Annotated in this window: 20 protein-coding genes; 7 read left to right on the top strand and 13 right to left on the bottom strand. The window is 66.1% G+C overall.

The features are described 5' to 3' along the window. Window positions 1-15: 15 nt before the first annotated feature. The 9 genes from thrC to coxB form a co-directional block, all read right to left on the bottom strand. Window positions 16-1,416 carry a threonine synthase gene (gene thrC, locus ON00_RS08950; RefSeq protein ID WP_010405132.1) on the bottom strand — a complete coding sequence of 467 codons (1,401 nt, stop codon included), beginning with the start codon at window positions 1,414-1,416 and terminating at the stop codon, window positions 16-18. Window positions 1,417-1,427: 11 nt separating this feature from the next. Next, entirely contained in the window at window positions 1,428-2,066 is a 639-nt protein-coding gene (locus ON00_RS08945; protein ID WP_010405130.1) for an SURF1 family protein, read from the bottom strand. Then, complete coding sequence (locus ON00_RS08940; protein ID WP_010405128.1) at window positions 2,063-2,470, bottom strand: DUF983 domain-containing protein; 408 nt, start codon at window positions 2,468-2,470, stop codon at window positions 2,063-2,065. The genes ON00_RS08945 and ON00_RS08940 overlap by 4 nt, the downstream gene beginning before the upstream one ends. 10 nt (window positions 2,471-2,480) lie before the next feature. After that, entirely contained in the window at window positions 2,481-3,338 is an 858-nt protein-coding gene (locus ON00_RS08935; protein WP_010405126.1) for a cytochrome c oxidase subunit 3, read from the bottom strand. Between the two features lie 30 nt (window positions 3,339-3,368). Beyond that, a complete protein-coding gene (locus ON00_RS08930; RefSeq protein WP_010405123.1) occupies window positions 3,369-3,908 on the bottom strand; it encodes a cytochrome c oxidase assembly protein in 540 nt (179 codons plus the stop codon). Continuing rightward, a complete protein-coding gene (locus ON00_RS20880; protein WP_010405120.1) occupies window positions 3,908-4,048 on the bottom strand; it encodes a hypothetical protein in 141 nt (46 codons plus the stop codon). Before ON00_RS20880 ends, ON00_RS08930 begins: the two co-directional genes overlap by 1 nt. Then, window positions 4,045-4,950, bottom strand: coding sequence for a heme o synthase (locus ON00_RS08925; RefSeq protein WP_029622576.1), 906 nt, complete (start codon window positions 4,948-4,950; stop codon window positions 4,045-4,047). The genes ON00_RS20880 and ON00_RS08925 overlap by 4 nt, the downstream gene beginning before the upstream one ends. Window positions 4,951-5,092: 142 nt before the next feature. Further along, the gene (gene ctaD, locus ON00_RS08920; RefSeq protein ID WP_010405116.1) at window positions 5,093-6,754 is read right to left on the bottom strand and encodes a cytochrome c oxidase subunit I; all 1,662 of its coding nucleotides are present in this window, start codon (window positions 6,752-6,754) and stop codon (window positions 5,093-5,095) included. A 3-nt stretch (window positions 6,755-6,757) separates the two neighbouring features. Next, a complete protein-coding gene (gene coxB, locus ON00_RS08915) occupies window positions 6,758-7,789 on the bottom strand; it encodes a cytochrome c oxidase subunit II (RefSeq protein WP_010405114.1) in 1,032 nt (343 codons plus the stop codon). Window positions 7,790-7,997: 208 nt separating this feature from the next. Here coxB and pyrE point away from each other — a divergent pair, with 208 nt between their 5' ends. From pyrE to maiA, 6 genes are all read left to right on the top strand, one after another. Continuing rightward, window positions 7,998-8,579: an orotate phosphoribosyltransferase gene (gene pyrE, locus ON00_RS08910; protein WP_010405113.1), complete on the top strand. Its 582-nt coding sequence runs from the start codon at window positions 7,998-8,000 to the stop codon at window positions 8,577-8,579. Beyond that, on the top strand, window positions 8,576-9,304 hold the full coding sequence (locus ON00_RS08905; RefSeq protein ID WP_010405112.1) for a pyridoxine 5'-phosphate synthase: 729 nt from the start codon (window positions 8,576-8,578) through the stop codon (window positions 9,302-9,304). Before pyrE ends, ON00_RS08905 begins: the two co-directional genes overlap by 4 nt. A gap of 199 nt (window positions 9,305-9,503) precedes the next feature. Then, window positions 9,504-9,929 (top strand): holo-ACP synthase, encoded by a 426-nt coding sequence (acpS, locus tag ON00_RS08900; RefSeq protein ID WP_010405111.1) that lies wholly within the window; start codon window positions 9,504-9,506, stop codon window positions 9,927-9,929. After that, entirely contained in the window at window positions 9,926-10,840 is a 915-nt protein-coding gene (lepB, locus tag ON00_RS08895) for a signal peptidase I (protein ID WP_010405110.1), read from the top strand. The genes acpS and lepB overlap by 4 nt, the downstream gene beginning before the upstream one ends. Then, on the top strand, window positions 10,837-11,910 hold the full coding sequence (locus ON00_RS08890; RefSeq protein WP_010405109.1) for an AI-2E family transporter: 1,074 nt from the start codon (window positions 10,837-10,839) through the stop codon (window positions 11,908-11,910). The genes lepB and ON00_RS08890 overlap by 4 nt, the downstream gene beginning before the upstream one ends. Beyond that, window positions 11,907-12,545 (top strand): maleylacetoacetate isomerase, encoded by a 639-nt coding sequence (gene maiA, locus ON00_RS08885; RefSeq protein ID WP_010405107.1) that lies wholly within the window; start codon window positions 11,907-11,909, stop codon window positions 12,543-12,545. The genes ON00_RS08890 and maiA overlap by 4 nt, the downstream gene beginning before the upstream one ends. Here the strand turns inward: maiA and ON00_RS08880 are convergent. The 3 genes from ON00_RS08880 to ccmA all read right to left on the bottom strand — a co-directional run bounded on the left by ON00_RS08880 (window position 12,529) and on the right by ccmA (window position 15,045). After that, window positions 12,529-13,632 carry a glycosyltransferase gene (locus ON00_RS08880; protein WP_010405105.1) on the bottom strand — a complete coding sequence of 368 codons (1,104 nt, stop codon included), beginning with the start codon at window positions 13,630-13,632 and terminating at the stop codon, window positions 12,529-12,531. The two genes, maiA and ON00_RS08880, sit on opposite strands and share 17 nt — an antisense overlap. 121 nt (window positions 13,633-13,753) lie before the next feature. Then, the gene (locus ON00_RS08875) at window positions 13,754-14,398 is read right to left on the bottom strand and encodes a heme exporter protein CcmB (protein WP_010405103.1); all 645 of its coding nucleotides are present in this window, start codon (window positions 14,396-14,398) and stop codon (window positions 13,754-13,756) included. Then, window positions 14,395-15,045 carry a heme ABC exporter ATP-binding protein CcmA gene (gene ccmA / locus ON00_RS08870; protein ID WP_010405101.1) on the bottom strand — a complete coding sequence of 217 codons (651 nt, stop codon included), beginning with the start codon at window positions 15,043-15,045 and terminating at the stop codon, window positions 14,395-14,397. The genes ON00_RS08875 and ccmA overlap by 4 nt, the downstream gene beginning before the upstream one ends. 51 nt (window positions 15,046-15,096) lie before the next feature. Between ccmA and ON00_RS08865 the strand changes: the two genes are divergently transcribed. After that, window positions 15,097-15,390, top strand: coding sequence for a 4a-hydroxytetrahydrobiopterin dehydratase (locus ON00_RS08865; protein WP_010405099.1), 294 nt, complete (start codon window positions 15,097-15,099; stop codon window positions 15,388-15,390). Here the strand turns inward: ON00_RS08865 and ON00_RS08860 are convergent. After that, window positions 15,379-16,179 carry an SDR family oxidoreductase gene (locus ON00_RS08860; RefSeq protein ID WP_010405097.1) on the bottom strand — a complete coding sequence of 267 codons (801 nt, stop codon included), beginning with the start codon at window positions 16,177-16,179 and terminating at the stop codon, window positions 15,379-15,381. The genes ON00_RS08865 and ON00_RS08860 overlap by 12 nt on opposite strands. Window positions 16,180-16,196: the final 17 nt, after the last annotated feature.

The raw sequence follows: 16,196 nt of genomic DNA, 5'->3' as shown, positions 1-16,196 counted from the left end.
AGGGCGTGACCACGCTCACCGCGCGCTCGCGCGGTCGGCGATATAGGCGGTGACCGCTTCGAACGTGCCCGGCAGCGAGGCGTAGCGTTCCTCGCGATCGAGCAGATCGCCGATGCGGGCGGGAAGCGCGGGGCGCTGGCCGGTGGCGCGTTCGACCGCGTCGCCGAATTTGGCGGGGTGGGCGGTTGCCAGTGTCACCACCGGCACATCGACGGGAAGCCCGGCACGGCGTGCGGCGGCGAGGCCGATCGCGGTGTGCGGATCGATGACTTGCGCGCTCGCTTCATAGGCCCAGCGCATCGCCAGCGCCATGTCGTCCAGATCGACGCGGTCGCTGCCGAACAAAGCGGCGGCGCCTTCGCGCTGGGCGTTGGTCAGCCGCATTGCCTTGGTTGCTTCGAAGCCGCGCATCTGCTCGGCGAGCGCGGCACCGTCGCGGCCACCGAGATCGAACAGCAGCCGCTCGAAATTGCTCGACACCTGAATGTCCATCGACGGGCTCGGCGTGGGCACGACGATACCTTGCGAATAATCGCCGGCGCTGAGCGCACGGTGGAGGATGTCGTTGACGTTGGTCGCGACGATCAATTTGGCGACGGGCAGGCCCATCTTGGCGGCGACATAGCCTGCAAACACGTCCCCGAAATTGCCGGTCGGCACCGAAAAGGCGACGGGACGCTCGGGCGCGCCCAGACGCACTGCGGCGTAGAAATAATAGACCACTTGCGCCATCAGCCGCGCCCAGTTGATCGAATTGACCGCCGACAGCGCGAATTTGCTCGAGAAAGCCTCGTCGTTGAACATCGCCTTCACCAGCGCCTGCGCATCGTCGAAGCTGGCATCCTCCAGCGCGATATTGTGGATGTTGGGGGCGATGACGGTGGTCATCTGGCGGCGCTGCACCTCCGACACACGGCCCTTGGGGTGGAGCATGAACACATCGACCCCGGCGCGTCCCGCCAGCGCATCGATCGCGGCGGAGCCGGTATCGCCCGAGGTCGCGCCGATCACGGTGACTTGCTGGCTGCTGCCGGTGAGGAAGCGCTCGAACAGCAGCCCGAGCAATTGCAGCGCGACGTCCTTGAAGGCGAGCGTCGGGCCGTGGAACAGCTCCAGCAGCCAGTTTTGCGGATCGAGCTGGACCAGCGGCACGACGGCGGCATGGGCGAAGCGGCCATAGGCCTGGGTGCAGAGGTCGCGCAGATCGGCTTCGCTGAGTGTGCCCTCGACAAAGGGCAGCATCACCGCGACGGCGGTGTCGACATAGGACAGGCCGCGCAACGCCGCGATCTGCTCGGTCGAGAAGCGTGGCCAGCTTTCGGGCAGATAGAGGCCGCCGTCTTTGGCCAGGCCCGCGAGCGTGACGTCGCGGAAATCGAGGGTGGGCGCGGAGCCGCGCGTGCTTGTGTAGCGCATGACCCCTGCGGTTAGCGAGGTGGAGCCGCCGGGGCAACCGTCCGCCGCCGGAGCGCCAGCGCATAGATGATGGCGGCGAGTCCGGCGAAGATGAACCATTGCACCGCATAAGCGAGGTGATTGTTGGGCACCGCCGACAGATCGGGCGCGGGATTGGGGTCGAGCCCGGCGGCGGGGGGATCGGCGACGAGCATCAGCATCTTGGGGGCAGCGCCGAGTGCTGAGGCGATCAATGGGGCATGGCCGGGGAGGTGCGAGATATAGCCGCGCACCGGACCGCCCTTCCAGTTCGGCTTGGCGTGCGGGTCATTGCCGAAGCCGATCTGCACGGTGAAGCCCGGCCCTTCCGCGCCGGTGCGGCATTCGGCGATCTGTCGCCAGCCGGTGCCGCCGCGCGCATTGCGCCCGCCTTCGATGCGAAAGCTGACCGGCTCCAGGCAGAAGGCGCTGGCGCGGCGGAACAGCAGGCTGCCATCCTCATCGACCGGGATGCGCGGGAAGGCGATTGGCGGCAGCGTGATGTTGCGGGCGTACTGGACGAGCTGCGCTTCCTTCTCGGCGCGGCGCTGCAATTGCCAGATGCCGAGCCCGATCATCGCGGCGATGGCGAGGGCGACGAGCAGGGTCGGCAGAACGGGAATGCGCTTCATGGTTTGGGGGTGCCTGGGGTTATGCACCCCTCGCGCGCGGCGGTGCGATATTCGGAGCCGAGCAAGGCGGCCTTGGCGACGCGCAAGGCACCGATCACCGCGGCGATGGTCACCGGCACCCAGAGGATGAGTTGAAGCCAGATTGGCGGGGCGAGCGTCAATTGGATGGTGATCGCTGCGCCCACCACGATCGCGCCGAGCAGCAGCACCAGCAGCGCGGCGGGGCCGTCCCCGACATTGAAGCGGGTGTAATCAAGCCCGCATGCCGGGCAGCGATCAGCAAAAGCGAGCCAGCCCTTGTACAGGCCCGGTGCGCCGCAGCGTGGGCACAGGCCCTTGAACGCGGCGGGCACGGGGGCCGGTTCGGGCGTCGGCGTTACGGCCTCGGCCCGCACTTCGGTCATCGGATCGCGATCAGCCGGCGTGGATGGGCGCGCCCCAGCCACCCCAGACATAGATGGAGACGAACAGGAACAGCCACACCACGTCGACGAAATGCCAATACCAGGCGGCGGCTTCGAAGCCGAAATGCTGCTGCGGGGTGAAATCGCCGCGATAGACGCGGATCTGGCACACGATCAGGAAGATGGTGCCGATCATCACGTGAAAGCCGTGGAAACCGGTCGCCATGAAGAAGGACGCGCCATAGTTCAGCCCCTTAAAGGGGAAGGGCGCGTCGGCATATTCATAGGCCTGGATCGAACTGAACAGCAGGCCCAGGATGATCGTGACCCACAGGCCCTTCTTCAGGCCGTCACGGTCGCCATGGATGAGCGCGTGGTGCGCCCAGGTGATGGTGGTGCCGCTGGTCAACAGGATCAGCGTGTTGAGCAGCGGGAAGCGGAAGGCGTCGATGACTTCCAGGCCCTTGGGCGGCCATTGCGCCGCCACATCGGCGGCGACCGAAGCGGTCTTGGTCACCGAATCGTAGACGATGTGCGCGGGGAACAGCGAAAAATCGAAGAAGGCCCAGAACCAGCCGACGAAGAACATCACTTCGGAGGCGATGAACAGGATCATGCCGTAGCGCAGGTGCAACTGCACGACCGGGGTATGGTCGCCCGCATGCGCCTCGAGGATGACCTGGCGCCACCAGCCGTACATCACCGCCAGCACGCCCGCGACGCCAGCGAAGAAGACCGCGCCGCCCCCGGCCGCCGAATGCATCCACATGATGCCGCCCGATGCCATGGCGAGCGCCGCCATCGCCCCGGCCAAGGGCCAGATGCTGGGGGGAAGGATGTGGTAATCGTGGTTCTTGGCGCCGGCCATCTGTCCCTCGTCCTCTTTTGTCGTTCGGTTCTAGCTCTTGGCTTTGGTGGAATCCACCGGGTAAAAAGTGTAACTGAGTGTAATCGTCTGCACGTCGTTCGCATCCGGATCGGCGAGGATCTTCGGGTCGACGAAGAAGATCACTGGCATGCGCGCGGTTTCGCCCGGTTTCAGCGTTTGCTGGGTGAAACAGAAGCACTGGATTTTGGTGAAATATTTGCCCGCTTGCGCCGGGGTGACGTTGTAGGTCGCGGTGCCCGTGATCGGATGGTCTGATGTGTTGGTCGCGGTGAAGAACGCCATGTCGCGCCCGCCAATATCGACGGTTTCGGACGGATGCTCGGGCGCGAACTTCCACGGCATGTGCGGGGCGACATTGGTGTCGAAATCGATGCGGATCTGGCGGTTGACCGCGCCCGGCGCGACCAGCCCGCGCTGCGTGGTGCCGTTGAGGCCGGTCGCCTGGCAGAACAGGCGATAGAGCGGGATGCTCGCCCAGCCGAGCCCGCTCATGAAGCAAATGCCCGCGACCGCGAACAACGCCGTGCGCAGTTTGCGGTCGATCACCATCAGTGCGGCATCCCCGCCTGGATCTTGGCGATGCTGATCGCAAACACCAAAACGACGAACGCCCCGAGCAGCAAAGCGAGCGCGGTGGCGCGGCTGCGCTGGCGCTTGCGGACGAGGTCGCTGTGCGGGTCCGGGGTCATGCGATGAGCCGATCGACTGCGAGGGAGATAAAGATCATCAGAATATAGCCGATCGAATAGACGAACAGGAAGCGTTCGGCCTTCATTTCGGCGGGCGTGCCCGCCCGCGCGACCACGACCCAGAGCGTGAGGGCGAGGAACACCGCCGAGCCGATCGTAGCGACCGCGCCATAGGGGATCCCGGCCAGCCCGAGCGCCCAAGGCGAAACGGCGGCAGCGGCCATCAGCACCGCGTAGAACAGCATTTGCCAGCGCGTGGTGGCGGCGCTCGCCACCACCGGGAGCATCGGCACGCCGCCTTTGGCGTAATCGTCGCGAATCAGCAGCGCCAGCGCCCAGCTATGCGGTGGGGTCCACAGGAAGATGATCGCGAACATCAGCAGCGGCAGCGTTGAAAGGCTGCCGGTGGCGGCGACCCAGCCGATCAGCGGCGGAAAGGCCCCGGCGGCCCCGCCAATGACGATGTTCTGCGGGGTCAGCCGCTTGAGGCCGACGGTATAGATCAGGACGTAGAACAGGATCGACACCGCCAGCAGAACAGCCGCGAGCAGGCCGATCGCCAGGCCCATCAGCAGCACCGAGAACACGCCCAGCCCGACGCCGAAATGGAGCGCGGTCTCGCGGTCCATCTTGCCCGCGGGCAGCGGGCGCTTGGCGGTGCGCTTCATCAGCGCATCGATATCCGATTCATACCATTGGTTAAGCGCGCCCGCCGCACCCGCCGCCAGCGCGATGCACAGGATGGCGGTGAAGCCGAGCGCGAACGGCAAATGCACCGGCGCGGCCAGCATGCCGCACAGCCCGGTCAGCACGACCGAACGCATCACCCGCGGCTTTGTCAGCGCGAAGAAATCGCGCCAGTCGGCGGGGAGGGTGGTGCTCGGCATGGTGGCAGTGGTCATGGAATCGATCCTCCCCTCCCGCTTGCGGGAGGGGTTGGGGGAGGGCGGTGTCGGGTGGGCGTTCATGGCCCTCCCCTAGCCCCTCCCGCAAGCGGGAGGGGAAAAAGAAACGTCCCCTCCCGCACGCGGGAGGGGGATTACATCAATCGATCTTGGGCAGCGTTTCGAACTGGTGGTAAGGTGGCGGGCTCGACAGCGTCCATTCGAGCGTGGTCGCGCCTTCGCCCCACGGATTGTCGCCCGCCTTCTTGCCCGCGAGCAACGACCAGATCAGGTTGACGAAGAACACACCCATCCCGACCGCCATGACGGCATAGCCGATGCTGGCGACCCAGTTCCAATGCGCGAGGCCATCGGTGTAATCCGGCACGCGGCGCTGCATGTTCTGCAGGCCGAGGAAGTGCATCGGGAAGAACAGCAAGTTCACGCCGGCGAAGAAGACCCAGTAATGCAACTGGCCGAGAAACTCATTGTACATCTTGCCGGTCATTTTCGGGAACCAGTAATAGAAACCCGAGAAGAGCGAGAAGACCGCGCCCAGCGACAGCACATAGTGGAAATGCGCCACCACATAATAGCTGTCCTGCATGTAATCGTCGATGCCGCCATTGGCGAGCACCACGCCGGTGACGCCGCCGACGGTGAACATGAAGATGAAGCCGATCGCCCACAGCATTGGCGTCTTGAAGGTGAGCGAGCCGCCCCACATCGTCGCGATCCAGGAGAAGATCTTGATGCCGGTCGGCACCGCAATCACCATCGTGGCGGCGGTGAAGTACATCTTGGTGTTGACGCTGAGGCCCGTCGTGAACATGTGGTGCGCCCACACGACGAAGCCGACCACGCCGATCGCGACCATCGCGTACGCCATGCCGAGATAGCCGAAGACGGGCTTTTTCGAGAAGGTCGAGATCACCTGGCTGACGATGCCGAAGCCCGGCAGGATCATGATGTAGACTTCGGGGTGGCCGAAGAACCAGAACAGATGCTGGTACAGGATCGGGTCGCCGCCACCGGCGGGATCGAAGAAGGTGGTGCCGAAATTGCGATCGGTCAGCAGCATCGTGATCGCCGCAGCCAGCACCGGCAGCGACAGCAGCAGCAGGAAGGCAGTGACCAGCACCGACCACACGAACAGCGGCATCTTGTGCAGCGTCATGCCCGGCGCGCGCATGTTGAAGATGGTGGTGATGAAGTTGATCGCGCCGAGGATCGACGAGGCACCGGCCAAGTGCAGCGCGAGGATCGCCATGTCGGTGGAGGGGCCAGGCTCGCCATAGGTCGAGAGCGGCGCGTAGAGCGTCCAGCCGTTACCCGCGCCGCCGAAGAAGGGCGAGGCGAGCAGCAGCGTGAAGGCGGGGATGAGCAGCCAGAACGAGATGTTGTTCATCCGTGGGAAGGCCATGTCGGGCGCGCCGATCATGATCGGCACGAACCAGTTGCCGAAGCCGCCGATCATTGCGGGCATGACCATGAAGAACACCATGATGATGCCGTGCGCGGTGATCAGGACGTTCCACAGGTGCAGCGAATGGTCGAGGCCCTGCTCGCCGCCGGGCAGGAAGCTCGCCCAATAGCCGAGATATTGAATGCCCGGCTGCGCCAGTTCGGCGCGCATCAGGCCCGAAATGCCGCCACCGATGATCCCCGCGACGATCGCGAAGATCAGGTACAGCGTGCCGATGTCCTTGTGGTTGGTCGACATGAACCAGCGCGCGAAGAACGACATTTCATGCGTGTCATGCGCGTGGGCGTCATCATGATGCGCCTCGAAGGCGCTGGGGGTGAGGGCGGTGTCGGTCATGGCTTATTGTCCAGCGGTGACGACGGCAGCGGTCGGGGCCGGTGCGCCTGGGGTGGCAATCGAAGCGGTGGCGGTGGCGGGCGCGGCGGCGGGCGCAGGCGCGGCACCCGGCATGGTGCCGCCCTTGGCCTTGATCCACTGCGCGAACACCGCCGGGCTGACCGCCTCGACCGTGATCGGCATATAGCCATGCCGCGCGCCGCACAGTTCCGAGCAGACGCCGAAATAGACGCCGGGCTTGTTGATCGTGAAGCTGGTTTCGTTCAGGCGGCCGGGCACTGCATCGAGCTTGATCCAGAAGGCGGGGATTGCCCAACTGTGGATCACGTCATTGGCGGTGGTGATCAGGCGGATCGGCACGCCGACCGGCAGCACCACGCGATTGTCGGTAGCGAGCAGTCGCGGGCCGTCGATCGCGGTCCGTGCGCGTTCGCCCTTGCCGATTTCCCCCGCTTCCTTGAGCATGTTCGAGGTGATCTCGAACCCGCCATGATCGGGATATTGATAGGTCCAATACCATTGGTTGCCGATCGCCTTCAGCGTCACCGCATTCTTGGGCGCGGGCTTGTACTGCGCCTGAAGCAAGCCGATCGACGGCAAAGCGAGGCCGAGCAGGATCAGCACCGGAATACCGGTCCACAACACTTCGAGAATGGTGTTGTGCGACGTCTTCGAGGCGACCGGATTGGCCGCACGCCGATAACGCAGCGCCACCCAGCCGAGCAGCACCAGCACCAGGATACAAATGCCGGTAATAACGGGCATCAGCAGCGTGTTGTGAAACCACAGCGCCTGCTGCCCATTGGGGGTGACTTGCGGCTGGATGGTGATGAGTCCGTCAACCGGCTGGCCGACCTTGGGGTCGATCGCCATGGCCGGCGCGCCGTCGACCGCGAGCATCGGATCCTGCGACACCGTTGCGGCGGGTGCGGCCGCCACAGCCTTTGTGGCTGGCGCAGCGGGTGCCGCTTGCGCCGCCCCAACGCTCAACATCGCCAGCCCAGCTGCCAGTACGATCGATTTGATCCCGATCATGTGCATCCCCTGCGTCTACCCCTATCAATCGCCCCGATCGTGCGGGGCAGGATGGGGCAGATATGTGCCCTCTATCCTGTGTCTATACGCAGGCGATGCCGGGGCCTCAAGCCGCGCGGCACCTTTTTTGGCGCAATCGTTGCACCAGCGCCCCCCGGACCCTAATCAGGCATCCCATTCCGCAGGACCAGAAGTGATGACCACCACGATGACCGACGACGATGTTCTGGGCGAATTCCGCGCCGCCGAGGCGTTGCTGGAGGGGCATTTCATCCTGTCGTCCGGCCTGCGCTCGCCGCGCTATTTGCAATGCGCGCGCGTGTTGATGGATCCGGCGCGGGGCAGCCGCCTGGCGACGGCGCTGGCCGTACGCATCCCGGCCGAGATTCGCGATCGCATCGCCGCCGTGGTGTCGCCCGCTATGGGGGGGGTGATTGCCGGACATGAAATGGCGCGCGCGCTGGGCGTGCCCGCGATGTTCCTCGAACGGCCAGAGGGCGTGTTTGAGCTGCGCCGCGGTTTCCGGCTCGATCCGGGCACCCCGGTGTTGATGATGGAAGACGTTGTTACCACAGGGCTTTCCTCGCGCGAGGCGATCGCCGCGATTGCGCGCGCGGGCGGCGAGACGGTGGCGGCGGCGGCGTTGGTCGATCGCTCGAACGGGACCGCTGATCTGGGCGTGCCGTTCTTCCCGCTGATCCGGCTCGACGTGCCGACCTATGCCGCCGATTCGCTGCCGCCCGAATTGGCGGCGATTCCCGCGATCAAGCCGGGGAGCCGCGCGGCATGAGCAAGGCCCTGCGCCTCGGCGTCAACATCGACCATGTCGCCACCGTCCGCAATGCGCGCGGGTCGGGCTATCCCGATCCGGTGCGCGCGGCGTTGCTGGCGGCGCAAGCGGGTGCGGACGGCATCACCGCGCATCTGCGCGAGGATCGGCGGCACATTACCGACGACGATATCGCGCGGCTGTCATCCGAATTGACGATCCCGCTCAACCTGGAAATGGCGGCAACCGACGAAATGCTGGCGATCGCCTTGCGGCATCGGCCCCATGCGGCATGCATCGTGCCCGAAAAGCGTGAGGAGCGGACGACCGAGGGCGGGCTGGATGCGGCGGGTCAGTTCGACACGCTGGCCCCTTTGGTTGCCGCGCTGCGTGAGGCGGGTATCCGCGTGTCGTTGTTCATCGAGGCCGATGCGCGGCAGATCGACGCAGCGATTCGTCTGGGGGCACCGGTGGTGGAACTGCATACCGGTCGCTACGCCGAACTCGAAGGCGAAGCGCAGGCGGTCGAATTGCGTCGCTTGTCGGATGCGGCGGCACTGGCCGCGCGTAACGGGATTGAGGTCCATGCCGGGCACGGACTGACCTATGCCAATGTCGCGCCGATCGCGGCGATCCCGCAAGTGCGCGAGCTCAATATCGGGCATTTCCTGATCGGCGAGGCGCTGTTCGTCGGGCTGGCGACCAGCGTGCAGCAAATGCGCGCAGCGATGGACGCGGCCCGGTGATATCCCTCTCCCATCGGGAGAGGAGCTTCGGGTCGGTCGTGCCCCCGGCACGACCTGAACAGCGCGGGGCACTGTTCACCCGAAACTGGGCCCGCGCCGCAGGCGTGGGAAGGGTGAAGGCGGCCACGTACCACTCCTGTCACCCTCACCCTTCCGCCGCTTCGCGGCTCCCTCCCTCTCCCGGTGGGAGAGGGATCGTATGATTATCGGGCTCGGCTCCGACCTGTGCAATATCGAGCGCATTCAGGCGTCGATCGACCGCTTCGGCGACCGTTTCGAGCAGCGCGTGTTCACCGAGGTGGAGCGCGCCAAGGCGGCGCGACGCCCGTTCACCAAGGCGGGCACGCTGGCCAAACGCTTTGCCGCCAAGGAAGCCTTTTCCAAGGCGGTCGGTACCGGATTCAAGCGCGGCGTGTTCATGAAGGACATTGGCGTGGTCAACGCCCCCTCGGGCGCGCCGACCTTGCTGCTGACCGGTGGGGCCAAGGCGAGGCTTGACGCGTTGACGCCCGACGGCCACGTCGCGGTGGTACATTTGACGATGACCGACGACCATCCCTGGGCACAGGCGCTGGTCGTCCTTGAAGCGCGCGCGGTGGCTGAGCGCCCGAAGGACGAGACATGAAGGACGACTTGGCGCTGAGCACGACCGAAGCCGGGGAGCCCGGCGAAAGCGAGCGCGCCACGGCTTCTCCCACCAAACCGGCCAAGACCGATTGGGCGTCCGAGCTGCGCGGCATCTTCTGGCTGATCCTGGCGGTGCTGGGTTTCCACACCTTTATCGCCAAGCCCTTTTATATTCCGTCGGAATCGATGCTGCCGGGGCTGCTGGTCGGCGATCAGCTGGTGGTGAGCAAATTCCCCTATGGCTGGTCGTTCGTCTCGCCGACCTTCCATGTGCTGCCCTTCATCCATGGCCGCTTGCTCGGGCAATTGCCCGAGCGCGGCGATGTCGTGATCGTCACCCCGCCCGGCACCGAGACCGATTATATCAAGCGGCTGATCGCCTTGCCGGGCGACCGCATCGCGGTGCGCGACGGCATCGTCATCCTCAACGGCGTGCCGTTGAAGCGCGGGCCGCTGCATTATGTCGACATTCCCAATTATGGTGGCGCGCCACTGGTGTCGGAACCCGGCGTGACCTGCGATCCGCTGCAATATCCCGGCGCGCTTCACACCGGGGCGGACGGCAAGAATTATTGCCGCCTGCCGCTTTACACCGAAACGCTGCCGAACGGGCGGCATTATGAGACGGTCGATCTGGGGCCGTCGCCCGGCGACAATTATCCCGAAACGCTGATCCCGCCGGGGCATGTCTTCCTGATGGGCGACAATCGCGATCGCAGTGCCGACAGCCGCTTCAGCCTGGCCGAGCAGGGCCTGGGTGGGCCGGTGCCGTGGGAATATCTCGGCGGTCGCGCCGAGTTCATCACCTTCTCCAAGACCGGGCTGGGGAGCTGGAATCCGCTGACCTGGGGACAATCCTTCCGGGGCGGGCGCGCCGGCACCTCGCTTCATGCCGAGCGTGATAAATGAGCCAGGGCGCGAAGCCTGAGCTGGTCAGCGAACCGGCCCCCAACGAACTGCGCGATCCGTTCGTGCGGCAGGAGCTGAAGCGCGCGACGATCTGGCTCGGCCTTGCGGGCGCGATCGCGCTGGTGGTGCTGCTGGTACAGCCGCTGCTGATCATCTTCGGCGGGCTCGTCTTCGCCTCGATGCTCGACGGCGGCGTGCGGTTGCTGCGCCGTGTGCTGCCAATCGGGCGGCCGTGGCGGTTGCTGATCGTGGTGGTGCTGACCGTCGCGTTCATTGTGGGCGTGATGTACCTGACGGGTGCAGGCATCACCGAACAGGTTCAGCAATTGCGCAGCACCTTGATGACGCAGGCGACCAAGCTGATGGATTGGGCGTCGCGCATCGGCATCATGCCCGGCAAGGCTGATCTCAACGGCATCGCGCAGCAGGCGCTGGGCTCGTTCGGCAAGCTCACCTCTTATCTCGGTATCGCTTTTGGCGCGCTGGCCAGCCTCGTCATGGTGCTGGTGATCGGCCTGTTCATCGCGATGGAACCGCGTCTGTATGAAAGCGGGCTGCAATGGCTGGTCCCGCGCGACCAGCGCGCGCGCTTTGCCGGCACAATCGAGCAGATGGCGACGACGATGCGGCGGCTGCTCGCCGGGCGGTTGTTCGGCATGGCGCTGGAAGGCGTGATGACGGGCATCGCGCTGGCGCTGGCGGGCGTGCCGATGGCGCTGGTGCTGGGCATCATCACTGGCATTCTGGCGTTCGTCCCCAATATCGGGGCGATCACCAGCGGCGTACTGATGGTCGCGGTCGGGTTCAGCGCGGGGATGCACACCGGCTTCTGGGCGATCGCCATCTATGTCTTCATCCAGACGCTCGATGGCTATGTCGTCATCCCGATGGTGGCGCGGCGCACGGTGGATTTGCCGCCCGCGCTGACACTGTCGATGCAGATTCTGGCGGGAACGCTGTTTGGCGTGCTGGGGCTGACGCTGGCCGATCCATTGACCGCGATGATCAAGGTGGCGCTGGAGCGCAGCTCGGAAGCCGAGGCGCAAGACGAAAGCGCGGACGCGGCGTGACGCCGGTCCTTTACGATTATTGGCGGTCCTCAGCCGCCTATCGCGTGCGGATCGCACTCAATCTCAAGCACGTCGCGTATGAGCGCGTCGCGATCGATTTGACGCAGGGCGAACAGCGATCAGCGGCGTTTCTCGCGCGCAATCCGCAAGGGCTGCTGCCCGCGCTCGACATTGGCACCGCAGTGCTGACGCAGAGCCTCGCGATCATCGATTATCTCGACGCGATGCACAAAGAGCCGCCAATGGTGCCGTCAGGCCCGGCCGCGCGCGCGGCGGTGCTGGCGCAGGCGCTGGTGATCGCCGCCGATCTTCATCCGATCGACAATCTGCGCGTGCTCAACCGGCTGACCAGCCAGTTCGGCGCGGATCAGGCCGCGCGCGAGGCGTGGTATGTACATTGGATGGTCGAAGGCCTCACCGCGCTGGAGGCGATGACCGCGTCCGCGTCGGGGCCCTTTCTGGGCGGCGATACACCGAATCTCGCCGACGTCTGTCTAGTGCCGCAGCTTTACAATGCCCGGCGTTTCTCGGTGCCGCTCGATGCGTTCCCACGCCTGCTGGCCGCTGATAAAGCAGCCGCAAATGTGGCCGAAATCGCGGCGGCGCACCCCGATCGGGTCAAGCCGCAAGCTTGACCCGGCGGTCGAGCACGACGCGATCGAACAGATCGAGGTAAGCGGCGGCGGCATTTTCGCCGGGTTGGGGGACCGGCGTCGGGCGCGCCCGTCCGGGAACCAGCCAATGGTCGAGGGCCGCCACCAAGGCCGCCGCATCGCCCGGCGGGACAATGCTGCCGAGCGACGGATGGGTCACGATTTCCCGCACGGCGACGCTTGAATCGGTTGTCACCACGGGCGTGCCCACCGCGAGCGCCTCGCGCAACACGCCCGGCACCCCCTCGAAATCGGACACCAGCGCCAGCGCCGCCGCGCGCGCCAGGATTGGCGTCGGGTCGGCGACGTGCCCCGGCAGCAGCACGCGACCGTGCAGGCCGAGGCGCGCGATGTGCGCTTCGAGCGCAGCCCGCTCATTGCCTTCGCCGATGATCACCAGGCTCAAATCGCGCTGCGCCATCTGGCCGAAAGCGTCGATCAGCCGATCCCAGCGCTTTTGCGGCGCGAGCCGCCCAACGCCGAGAAGCAAGCGCCCATTCGGGAGCGCCGGAACGCTCGCCCCAAGCACTGGGCGGAGCGGTGGATTGGGGATGACGTGCAGCATTTCCGGCCGCGCGCCCATTTCGATCCGCGCCTCGTCGGCCATCGCCGGGCTCATCGCGACCAGTTCGTCGACAAAATGCGGATGCCAGCGCAGCCAGGTGCGATAGGCGGCGGCAAAGGCCGCGCCATGATCGCGCCGTACCAGTGCGTTGGAGATCTTCGCCACGATCGGCGGACAGCGCCGCCCGAGCCGCATCTTGGTCCAGGCGGCGAGCGCGGAATAGTGGTTGCCTGGGCAAAACAGCACGTCCGGCGCGATCTCTTCGGTCACGCTGGCGAGGCTGCCCATGCCGATCATCGAAGGACGACCCAGAATACGCGTTTCGATGGCGGCCGGCACATCGCGGGCGAGCGGGCCGGTGCTGTCGCCAAGAACCAAGGTGACGCGGCGCCCGAGATCGCTCCAGCCGCGCACCAGCCGCAGCAGCGCCTTTTCCACGCCGCCGCCGTCCAGCGTCTGGGCATAGGCCAGGATATGGGAGGCGGGGGGACGCGGGCTTAACATCGTTGGGATTGTGTAACGATGGTTTGTCGCAAATGTTTCCCGCCCCCGCCCCACATGACAGTTTTTTCAGAATTTTTTTGGCCGCCGGGCTTAATCGACGGCACCGGTCGGGCTGGAGTGCTTAGTCCAACGTGCCGCGCATCGCCGCGCCCGCGACGAACGGCGCGCCCGCCACTAGCATCAGGCTGACCGCGCCGAGCAGTTTGAGCGCGCCGACGCCGCCATCGATCGAGCCCGCGCCGAAAATCAGCAGCGGCACGGCAAGTGGCAGCATCACCAGCCCCGCGACCGAGCCTGCGCCGCGCAGCCCGGTCACCAGCGCGGCGGTCGCCACCGCCAGCGCCGCCAGCCCCGGCGTGCCAATCAGCAGCCCAAGCTCGACCATGCCCAGCGTTTGCGTCGACAAACCCAGCAATCCCGCCGCGATCACCGTCGCCAGCAGCAACGGTGGCCCGAAGCTGATCCAATGCGCGACGATCTTCGCCGCCGCGACCACCGGCATCGAAAAACCGCGCACGCTCAACTGATCGAGCACGCCGCTCTCGGCATCGGGGCCGACCAGCCGCTCGACCGGCATCAACGCCGCCAGCAGCGCCGCCGCCCAGATCGCCCCGCCGCCGATCCGCGCCAGCAACGCCGTGTCGGGCCCGACCGCAAAGGGAAACAGGATGGTGACGAGCAGAAAGAAAGCGAGCGCATTGACCACCCCGCCGCTGGCCCAGGCGATGCGCACGTCGCGGGTGATGAGCGCGCCAAGCCCGGTCATAGCAGCGAGATCGTCTGCGCATCGGGCAAGGCGATCGGCAAATGCGTCGCGACCAGCACCGCGCCGCCGCGCCTGCGGTACGCCGCGATCAAGTGTTCGAGCACCGTGACGCTCGCCACGTCGAGGCCATTGGCGGGTTCGTCGAGCAGCCACACCATCGCACCGCTTGCCACGACGCGGGCCAGTGCTGCACGGCGGCGCTGGCCGGTCGAGAGCAGGCGCACCGGCACTTCGGCGATGTGGGACAGGCCGACCGCATGAAGCGCCTGGGCGACGCGCCCGTGCGGATCGGCTGGGTCGGCATCCAGCGCCGCCCAAAAGCCGAGCGCATCGCGCAAGGGGCGCGCGGCATCGAGCGCGGCGGCTTCGGCCATCAGCGTTCGTGGTGCCGTTCCCGCAATCGCGCCGCTGGCGGGCCGCAACAGCCCAGCGGCAACGCGGATCAGGCTCGATTTGCCAATGCCGTTGGGGCCGGTGACCAACGCCGCGCCGCCCGGTGGCACCGCAAAGGACAGGCGTTCGAACAGCACGCGCCCGCCGCGCACGCAGGTGACATCGCGAAAGGCGAGCGCGTCGCCCGTGCCGGGGGCGACGGCAGCGGCGGCGGGGCCAAAAGTCGGGCCCGAAGGTTGATCGGCCTGCACCATCCTCTATGCCTTACGGCGAAGGCGCACGGTGCGCCAGCAGGAGAGCAAGCGGTGCGCGTTGAACCACTGAGCGAAGACGAACGGACCGAGGCGCTCGACGCGCTCGACGAATGGGATTTCGACGAAGCGCGCGATGCGATCACCCGCACCTTCACCTTCGCCGATTTCAGCGAGGCGTTCGCCTTCATGACGCGCGTCGCCTTGCTCGCGGAAAAGGCCGATCATCACCCCGAATGGTCCAATGTGTGGAACCGCGTCGATGTGCTGCTGACCACGCATGATGCAGGCGGGCTGTCGCATAAGGACGTGGCGCTGGCGGAAGCGATCGACCTTTTAGTCGGCTGACGTCGCGATCCCGCGGCGCATCATCTTGCGCAGGCGGCCGGGCAGCCAGCGGGCGGCAAAGGCCATACGGTCGGCGGTCTTGCCGACATAGGTGTGGACCTTGTCGCCATGCACGGCGTCCCATGCGGCCTGCGCCACAGCATCGACCCCGGTCAGTTCGAGCCCGGCATTGGTGACGACTTGCTTGATCGAATAATTGGAAGTGCCCGCCGGGACCGCGAGCAGCGGCGTATCGATGAAGCTCGGCACCAGATCGCGCACCTTGACGCCTGCGCTATACCATTCCCCGTCCAGTGCTTCGGTCAGCGCGCGCACGCCGAATTTGGTCGCGGAATAAACCGACAGCCCGGACGAGCCATAGATGGCCGAGGCGGAGGCGGTGTTGAGCAGGCACGATCCCGGCGTGCGCGCGAGATAGGCATAGCCGATCTTGGCCCCATTGAGCACACCGACCAGATTGATCGCCACGACGCGGTCGAGGTCGTCGAACGTCATGTCGATAATTGGCCCGCCGGTGCCAATCCCGGCATTGTTGAACAGCACGTCGAGTCGGCCGCCGGTGGTCGCGGTAAAGGCATCGAGGCTGGCGACCCAGGCGGCGCGGTCGCGCACGTCCATCGGATAGGTCTCGACCATGCCGGCCGGCAGCATCGCTGCGGTCTCGCGCAAGCCCGTCGTGTTGACATCGGCCAAGCCAACGCGCCAGCCGCGCTCGGCAAACAGCCGCGCCGTTGCCTGCCCGATGCCCGAGCCGCCGCCCGTGATGAAGATTGCCTTTTGTTGGGCCATAGTGCCTCTCCCCTTTG

Source organism: Sphingomonas echinoides ATCC 14820 (genome assembly GCF_000241465.1).
Taxonomy (GTDB): Bacteria; Pseudomonadota; Alphaproteobacteria; order Sphingomonadales; family Sphingomonadaceae; genus Sphingomonas; species Sphingomonas echinoides.
This window is presented reverse-complemented; position numbering and strand designations above follow the sequence as displayed.

What these genes read in the sequence shown, in the direction of transcription:
- thrC (WP_010405132.1), bottom strand. Translation starts at nt 1,416, where the DNA reads ATGCGCTACACAAGCACGCGCGGCTCCGCGCCCACCCTCGATTTCCGC.
- ON00_RS08945 (WP_010405130.1), bottom strand. Translation starts at nt 2,066, where the DNA reads ATGAAGCGCATTCCCGTTCTGCCGACCCTGCTCGTCGCCCTCGCCATC.
- ON00_RS08940 (WP_010405128.1), bottom strand. Translation starts at nt 2,470, where the DNA reads ATGACCGAAGTGCGGGCCGAGGCCGTAACGCCGACGCCCGAACCGGCC.
- ON00_RS08935 (WP_010405126.1), bottom strand. Translation starts at nt 3,338, where the DNA reads ATGGCCGGCGCCAAGAACCACGATTACCACATCCTTCCCCCCAGCATC.
- ON00_RS08930 (WP_010405123.1), bottom strand. Translation starts at nt 3,908, where the DNA reads ATGGTGATCGACCGCAAACTGCGCACGGCGTTGTTCGCGGTCGCGGGC.
- ON00_RS20880 (WP_010405120.1), bottom strand. Translation starts at nt 4,048, where the DNA reads ATGACCCCGGACCCGCACAGCGACCTCGTCCGCAAGCGCCAGCGCAGC.
- ON00_RS08925 (WP_029622576.1), bottom strand. Translation starts at nt 4,950, where the DNA reads ATGACCACTGCCACCATGCCGAGCACCACCCTCCCCGCCGACTGGCGC.
- ctaD (WP_010405116.1), bottom strand. Translation starts at nt 6,754, where the DNA reads ATGACCGACACCGCCCTCACCCCCAGCGCCTTCGAGGCGCATCATGAT.
- coxB (WP_010405114.1), bottom strand. Translation starts at nt 7,789, where the DNA reads ATGATCGGGATCAAATCGATCGTACTGGCAGCTGGGCTGGCGATGTTG.
- pyrE (WP_010405113.1), top strand. Translation starts at nt 7,998, where the DNA reads ATGACCGACGACGATGTTCTGGGCGAATTCCGCGCCGCCGAGGCGTTG.
- ON00_RS08905 (WP_010405112.1), top strand. Translation starts at nt 8,576, where the DNA reads ATGAGCAAGGCCCTGCGCCTCGGCGTCAACATCGACCATGTCGCCACC.
- acpS (WP_010405111.1), top strand. Translation starts at nt 9,504, where the DNA reads ATGATTATCGGGCTCGGCTCCGACCTGTGCAATATCGAGCGCATTCAG.
- lepB (WP_010405110.1), top strand. Translation starts at nt 9,926, where the DNA reads ATGAAGGACGACTTGGCGCTGAGCACGACCGAAGCCGGGGAGCCCGGC.
- ON00_RS08890 (WP_010405109.1), top strand. Translation starts at nt 10,837, where the DNA reads ATGAGCCAGGGCGCGAAGCCTGAGCTGGTCAGCGAACCGGCCCCCAAC.
- ON00_RS08880 (WP_010405105.1), bottom strand. Translation starts at nt 13,632, where the DNA reads ATGTTAAGCCCGCGTCCCCCCGCCTCCCATATCCTGGCCTATGCCCAG.
- ON00_RS08875 (WP_010405103.1), bottom strand. Translation starts at nt 14,398, where the DNA reads ATGACCGGGCTTGGCGCGCTCATCACCCGCGACGTGCGCATCGCCTGG.
- ccmA (WP_010405101.1), bottom strand. Translation starts at nt 15,045, where the DNA reads ATGGTGCAGGCCGATCAACCTTCGGGCCCGACTTTTGGCCCCGCCGCC.
- ON00_RS08860 (WP_010405097.1), bottom strand. Translation starts at nt 16,179, where the DNA reads ATGGCCCAACAAAAGGCAATCTTCATCACGGGCGGCGGCTCGGGCATC.